This window comes from Methanocalculus sp., assembly GCF_029762515.1.
GTDB lineage: Archaea > Halobacteriota > Methanomicrobia > Methanomicrobiales > Methanocorpusculaceae > Methanocalculus.
Genome location: NZ_JARVGN010000490.1, coordinates 1 through 1,545 on the forward strand (window position 1 = coordinate 1; position 1,545 = coordinate 1,545).

Annotated in this window: 4 protein-coding genes and 1 pseudogene; 3 read left to right on the forward strand and 2 right to left on the reverse strand. The window is 44.3% G+C overall.

All coding sequences use genetic code 11. From position 1 onward, the window contains the following. Nucleotides 1–287 (reverse strand): annotated as a pseudogene (locus QCH34_RS12490) (hypothetical protein); the annotation flags it as partial. A gap of 37 nt (nucleotides 288–324) precedes the next feature. After that, a complete protein-coding gene (locus QCH34_RS12495) occupies nucleotides 325–456 on the reverse strand; it encodes a hypothetical protein (RefSeq protein WP_300334610.1) in 132 nt (43 codons plus the stop codon). A gap of 205 nt (nucleotides 457–661) precedes the next feature. Here QCH34_RS12495 and QCH34_RS12500 point away from each other — a divergent pair, with 205 nt between their 5' ends. The 3 genes from QCH34_RS12500 to QCH34_RS12510 all read left to right on the forward strand — a co-directional run bounded on the left by QCH34_RS12500 (nucleotide 662) and on the right by QCH34_RS12510 (nucleotide 1,481). Continuing rightward, nucleotides 662–988, forward strand: coding sequence for a nucleotidyltransferase family protein (locus QCH34_RS12500; protein WP_300334612.1), 327 nt, complete (start codon nucleotides 662–664; stop codon nucleotides 986–988). A gap of 66 nt (nucleotides 989–1,054) precedes the next feature. Next, on the forward strand, nucleotides 1,055–1,288 hold the full coding sequence (locus tag QCH34_RS12505; protein WP_300334614.1) for a hypothetical protein: 234 nt from the start codon (nucleotides 1,055–1,057) through the stop codon (nucleotides 1,286–1,288). Further along, nucleotides 1,257–1,481: a type II toxin-antitoxin system HicA family toxin gene (locus tag QCH34_RS12510; RefSeq protein ID WP_300334616.1), complete on the forward strand. Its 225-nt coding sequence runs from the start codon at nucleotides 1,257–1,259 to the stop codon at nucleotides 1,479–1,481. The genes QCH34_RS12505 and QCH34_RS12510 overlap by 32 nt, the downstream gene beginning before the upstream one ends. Nucleotides 1,482–1,545: the final 64 nt, after the last annotated feature.

Genomic DNA, 1,545 nt, shown 5'->3' on the forward strand with positions numbered 1-1,545 from the left:
TGCACCTTATACATCCCATCATAGAGTGACGGGGCAAACTGGCGCCCTTCAGGACGCTCCACCGGATCAGACGCTCTCTCCCGGATCTCAGTCACCGGAATATTCACCAGGCTCCCGATCAAAATCAGGACAAGAAGCCCGATTGCCTGGAACCACGAGAACCCGAGGTTTGTGAGGGCACCCCCGACAATGCCGAGAAGAAGGAGCGGAATTAAGAGGATGAGTGCTGCGAAGAGAATGATCACCATCAGGATGGAGAAGGGATTGAAGAAGACGTAGCGGGGCATTGGCAGATGATCCTTATAATTCGTATAATCCATTCTTTTACATCAGCTCTATTATTAGGGTATCGATGGAGGCGATGGGGTTGTACCCGGAGATTGCAGGAAGACAGGTTTTCATGAGTGGATGAAGCAGGGCGGGATCCAGCCAGACATCCCCATCATAAACCTGCATATAGTTTATTGGCGAAAATGCAAACCAGAGTAAGACCGCTCGTTTTTGTAGAGATTTGAACCCTAAATTCATAAATACAATTCAGAAAGCCGTTAAAAGGAACAAAACAGACAACTGGGAGAGAGAGAGAGATCTCCATGTAGCAAGAATCATTATCATGCACAAGATCATATTTACCAATAATCCAATAGGAGAGTGATGAGTGATGCCACAAAGACCAGAGGATATACCCAAAACATGGACGGTTCACTCCATTATCCAGAAGATCCAGAGAGCAAAGCCTGAATTACTACGCCGATACCCGATAAAAGAGATAGCCATCTTTGGATCATTCGCACGAAACGAACAAACAGAAGAGAGTGATCTTGATATTCTGGTCTCATTTGAAAGACCGATTGGATGGGATGTCATCGACCTGAAAGACGAACTCGAAGTTATCCTCAACAGAGACGTCGATCTTGTTCTGAAAGGCGGCATAGCCACCCGGCCACGCCTGATGAGCTATATCGAAAAGGATGCCATATATGCCTGATATTGGAGGAGTAGATCACATGGAAAACCATTATTATTGGAAAGAAACAGAGATACTCCTGATAGTATGAAAACCCTCATCGAAGTACACAGGGAAGGAAAATACTACGTTGCTATTGATCTTCTTACGCATGTCGCTGATCAGGGTTTCACTGAGGAGGAAGCAATACGCAACTTGAAAAAAGGGCTTGAAGAACACTACAAGCTGTTAATCGAATTAAGCCCCAGAGATCACAAATTGACCTATATCGATATTGAAGTAGATAACCTTGTCAAAAATTCCGCCTCTATCATCTCGTGAGATTATCAAAATTCTCTACCATTTTGGATTCAAACAGGTAAGGCAGACAGGAAGCCACATTCATCTATTCAATGAAGAAACCAGGCGGCTGGTTACAATACCAAATCACCGGGAAGTGGCAACAGGAACACTCCTATCAATTCTGAAGCAGGCAGGTATTGAAAAGAAAGAGTTCCTCAGCCATAAAATATAAAGGGCTCTTCGCTGATTCTTGTGGGTTTTCAATAGGGAACGAGTCATCATCTGATTATCAGGTG

What these genes read in the sequence shown, in the direction of transcription:
- QCH34_RS12505 (WP_300334614.1), top strand. Translation starts at nt 1,055, where the DNA reads ATGAAAACCCTCATCGAAGTACACAGGGAAGGAAAATACTACGTTGCT.
- QCH34_RS12495 (WP_300334610.1), bottom strand. Translation starts at nt 456, where the DNA reads ATGCAGGTTTATGATGGGGATGTCTGGCTGGATCCCGCCCTGCTTCAT.
- QCH34_RS12500 (WP_300334612.1), top strand. Translation starts at nt 662, where the DNA reads ATGCCACAAAGACCAGAGGATATACCCAAAACATGGACGGTTCACTCC.